Source organism: Sporosarcina sp. FSL K6-6792, from assembly GCF_038004885.1.
Taxonomy (GTDB): Bacteria; Bacillota; Bacilli; order Bacillales_A; family Planococcaceae; genus Sporosarcina; species Sporosarcina psychrophila.
This window is the reverse complement of sequence record NZ_JBBOSA010000001.1, coordinates 3,012,501-3,017,500: the sequence shown is the minus strand read 5'-3', so window position 1 is coordinate 3,017,500 and position 5,000 is coordinate 3,012,501. Positions and strand designations below refer to the sequence as shown.

The following is a 5,000-nucleotide window of genomic DNA, read 5'->3' as shown; positions in this document are numbered from 1 at the left end:
ACTTTACATCTTCCATCCTCTTCTATTAGTAATTGCACATTAAAAATGAACAAACTATAACTTTCTATATATACGGGTTAAAAACATAGAACCAGTTACATTTTAGGCTCCGTTAATTATATTCTTAATGAGTCATCAGCCTCGACTCTATCTCTTCCTTTAACAGTAATAGTGATACACCGTCTCAGTGTCTTGAGTATGTCCTATGTCGAACCTCTGATTTCCGTACCCAAACATGATTTGTCCTTACAGCCGAAGGTATATGATTACTTATCCGATCTAGCTAACTTTTGATACTCTTTACTTTCCACTATAAACAACATCATCTCCTCTTGAATAAGCGTAGACATTCCTATCCAAGGGTCTTTACCCAACTGGTACAAGTTTAAGCTGACACTTACCACCTAACCCACTTCTTCATTCAAAGTCACTCTCCTTTCATCTTCCGTCCTCCCTCATCAGGAAGACACTGAAACATTCTTAACGACCAGCAAGTTTCAATACTCAGGATACAAATAACCTTTACTACTATTTTACTTATAGAACCATTATTACTTCTATGTATCAGAATATCGAGGAATTGAAACCGGCCCAAATAGTGGTCGTGGTATTTAGTCGCCCTACCATAAAACGAATGTAATAATTATTGTTATTTTAGATGTGGTAAATGCCTCCTACTCGCCTAATTTAAATTCCATCCGCCTAGAAGGAATAAAGCTCCATACCATTGCTTTTTGGCATGGGTGGTTAAAGCCCAACATGTACTGATACAATGCGGAATATTAGCTGATAACCTTTGAATCTATATCGTTATCTAATTAAGCCTTAACAAGTCACCCTCACCCAAGGACTTCCAAATAAGCAGCCGTTTGACGGTCTCAAGTAATAAGAATCTATTCACGACTTATGCCTCGATATTAGATTGAAGTACAGGGCGATGAAACGGATAGTAGATGGACGTCTAATTCATAACAAGGAGGTTAGGATTAATGGAATTTTAAAAATTTTTATTTATTATTGCGTTAGTAGTGCTATTGCTAACTGGTTATGCAGAAGACAAGCAATTCAATAATAGTTCATCTGATAATATTATTGATACTGGATATGTTGTAAAAGTTGATGGAGATCGATTTTTGTTCACCTCAAAATCAATGATTAAATCACAAGATATTGAAGAGCTGAATTCACAGATAGATTGGAAGCCAACTGAATCTCTGACATGGGAACAACGAACATCATCGGTATGGCTACCTATGAAAGACGTTCCTGGGACTTTAACTGTAGGTGACAAAATAGATGTAAGCTACTATACTCAATTAGATTCAAATCCACAGTTTGGAGGATTTAACAGAATCAAAATTGTGCATGAAAACTAGGGGAAGCACTTATTAAACATTCCGCTCTCATAATTTATAGCGAAATAGACTTGGATCTACTATTGTAGATCCAAGTCTATTTTAATTTTTCATTAAATCAACTTTAAAATATAACATATTACCACATGTGTTTATTACCCACAGTTAACCAGTAATGACTGCTTACTTTTGTGATTAAACACTAGAAGCCCCATCTACAGGTGCTGTTGGGTTGATTTGGACTGAACGACTACTGTACCCATTATAGTGATTTCTGCTATGTAGGGTGGCCGTTCATCCGTCACTCTCCAAACATTCTAGTATGCGAAGTGCTAAAGTTTTTGGGAACAAGTGCATAACCGCCTTCCTCTCTAGAAAGACTGTTATTCGTTCCTCTTCCAAAACAGTTGCATTTTCCATTTGAACTTTGGAGGTACGCGATGGTCAGATAATCGTAACAGGATGACCAAGGAGAAATGAATTGAAATTCCTCCCAAAAAGATGTGGCTGGGGTGAAGCATTCATATCCAGCCACCTTTAACTCGCGGTAAAGGTGGCGTGATCATATCGTCCAAAGCAAGCCGTAACTGGACAAGGTTACATGTAGACTTTTGTGTATTTCTTACAGGTGCTTTATGTAAGATAGTGGTTAATTAACAGACGTAACATAGTATAAGGTCAGATTCACATTTTGACGATAGGCGAATGTTTCGACTTTATACTTCTACTAATCGCTAAACACGATCTCAAATTGTCATTAAAAATAAACACAAAAAAAGCCACTACCTATAAAGGTAATGACCTTTCAATGAGACCGGCGGCGTCCTACTCTCGCAGGGGGAAACCCCCAACTACCATCGGCGCTGAAGAGCTTAACTTCCGTGTTCGGGATGGGAACGGGTGTGACCTCTTCGCAATCGTCACCAGACTCTTTGAGCTTGTTCGCTCAAAACTGAATAAAACAGACATTGTGCTACACGAATCAGGGTAATCAAGCCCTTTTCAAAATTGGTTAAGTCCTCGATCGATTAGTATCCGTCAGCTCCACACGTCGCCGTGCTTCCACCCCAGACCTATCAACCTCATCTTCTTTGAGGGATCTTACTTACTTGCGTAATGGGAAATCTCATCTCGAGGGGGGCTTCATGCTTAGATGCTTTCAGCATTTATCCCGTCCATACATAGCTACCCAGCGATGCCTTTGGCAAGACAACTGGTACACCAGAGGTATGTCCATCCCGGTCCTCTCGTACTAAGGACAGCTCCTCTCAAATTTCCTGCGCCCGCGACGGATAGGGACCGAACTGTCTCACGACGTTCTGAACCCAGCTCGCGTACCGCTTTAATGGGCGAACAGCCCAACCCTTGGGACCGACTACAGCCCCAGGATGCGATGAGCCGACATCGAGGTGCCAAACCTCCCCGTCGATGTGGACTCTTGGGGGAGATAAGCCTGTTATCCCCGGGGTAGCTTTTATCCGTTGAGCGATGGCCCTTCCATGCGGAACCACCGGATCACTAAGCCCGTCTTTCGACCCTGCTCGACTTGTAGGTCTCGCAGTCAAGCTCCCTTATGCCTTTGCACTCTACGAATGATGTCCAACCATTCTGAGGGAACCTTTGGGCGCCTCCGTTACTCTTTAGGAGGCGACCGCCCCAGTCAAACTGCCCGCCTGACACTGTCTCCTGCCCCGATAAGGGGCATGGGTTAGAAGTCCAATACAGCCAGGGTAGTATCCCACCAACGCCTCATCCGAAGCTAGCGCTCCGGAATCCAAGGCTCCTACCTATCCTGTACAGGCTGCACCGGAATTCAATATCAGGTTACAGTAAAGCTCCACGGGGTCTTTCCGTCCTGTCGCGGGTAACCTGCATCTTCACAGGTATTATAATTTCACCGAGTCTCTCGTTGAGACAGTGCCCAGATCGTTACGCCTTTCGTGCGGGTCGGAACTTACCCGACAAGGAATTTCGCTACCTTAGGACCGTTATAGTTACGGCCGCCGTTTACTGGGGCTTCAATTCGAAGCTTCGCTTGCGCTGACCTCTCCTCTTAACCTTCCAGCACCGGGCAGGCGTCAGCCCCTATACTTCACCTTGCGGTTTTGCAGAGACCTGTGTTTTTGCTAAACAGTCGCCTGGGCCTATTCACTGCGGCTCTCTCGGGCTTTAACACCCTACCAGAGCACCCCTTCTCCCGAAGTTACGGGGTCATTTTGCCGAGTTCCTTAACGAGAGTTCTCTCGATCACCTTAGGATTCTCTCCTCGCCTACCTGTGTCGGTTTGCGGTACAGGCACCTCCCGCCTCGCTAGAGGCTTTTCTTGGCAGCGTGAAATCAGGGACTCAGGGATAAATCCCCTTGCTGTAACAGCTCAATGTTATAGGAACGGGATTTGCCTCATTCCACACCTCACTGCTTAGACGCGCATAACCAACAGCGCGCTCACCCTATCCTACTGCGTCACCCCATTGCTCAAACGGCGGGGAGGTGGTACAGGAATATCAACCTGTTGTCCATCGTCTACGCCTTTCGGCCTCAACTTAGGTCCTGACTAACCCTGAGCGGACGAGCCTTCCTCAGGAAACCTTGGGCATTCGGTGGAAGGGATTCTCACCCTTCTTTCGCTACTCATACCGGCATTCTCACTTCCAAGCGCTCCACCAGTCCTTACGGTCTAGCTTCGACGCCCTTGGAACGCTCTCCTACCACTGACATCTAAGATGTCAATCCACAGTTTCGGTGATTCGTTTAGCCCCGGTACATTTTCGGCGCAGCGCCACTCGACCAGTGAGCTATTACGCACTCTTTAAATGATGGCTGCTTCTAAGCCAACATCCTGGTTGTCTGGGCAACGCCACATCCTTTTCCACTTAACGAATACTTGGGGACCTTAACTGGTGGTCTGGGCTGTTTCCCTCTCGACTACGGATCTTATCACCCGCAGTCTGACTCCCAAACATAAATCATCGGCATTCGGAGTTTGTCTGAATTCGGTAACCCGGGATGGGCCCCTAGTCCAAACAGTGCTCTACCTCCGAGATTCTTAAGTTTGAGGCTAGCCCTAAAGCTATTTCGGAGAGAACCAGCTATCTCCAGGTTCGATTGGAATTTCACCGCTACCCACACCTCATCCCCGCACTTTTCAACGTACGTGGGTTCGGGCCTCCAGTAAGTGTTACCTTACCTTCACCCTGGACATGGGTAGATCACCTGGTTTCGGGTCTACGACCCCATACTCTATCGCCCTATTCAGACTCGCTTTCGCTGCGGCTCCGCATTCACTGCTTAACCTTGCATGGAATCGTAACTCGCCGGTTCATTCTACAAAAGGCACGCCATCACCCATTAACGGGCTCTGACAACTTGTAGGCACATGGTTTCAGGATCTATTTCACTCCCCTTCCGGGGTGCTTTTCACCTTTCCCTCACGGTACTGGTTCACTATCGGTCACTAGGGAGTATTTAGCCTTGGGAGATGGTCCTCCCGGATTCCGACGGAATTTCACGTGTTCCGCCGTACTCAGGATACACTCTGGAGAGAATGGACTTTCAACTACGGGGCTTTTACCCGCTACGGCGGACCTTTCCAGGTCGCTTCGTCTAATCCATTCCTTTGTAACTCCGTATAGAGTGTCCTACAAC

1 protein-coding gene and 2 rRNA genes (1 of these 3 only partly in view) are annotated in these 5,000 nt (G+C 46.0%); 1 reads left to right on the top strand and 2 read right to left on the bottom strand.

Annotation, left to right across the window (positions count from 1 at the left end; genetic code table 11):
• Nucleotides 1-1,034 precede the first annotated feature (1,034 nt).
• A complete protein-coding gene (locus tag MKZ26_RS14715) occupies nt 1,035-1,376 on the top strand; it encodes a DUF3221 domain-containing protein (RefSeq protein WP_340766639.1) in 342 nt (113 codons plus the stop codon).
• Between the two features lie 791 nt (nt 1,377-2,167).
• Here the strand turns inward: MKZ26_RS14715 and rrf are convergent.
• Nucleotides 2,168-2,283: ribosomal RNA gene (gene rrf, locus MKZ26_RS14710) — 5S ribosomal RNA — on the bottom strand.
• Nucleotides 2,284-2,363: 80 nt separating this feature from the next.
• A 23S ribosomal RNA gene (locus tag MKZ26_RS14705) occupies nt 2,364-5,000 on the bottom strand (it continues 295 nt past the right edge of the window).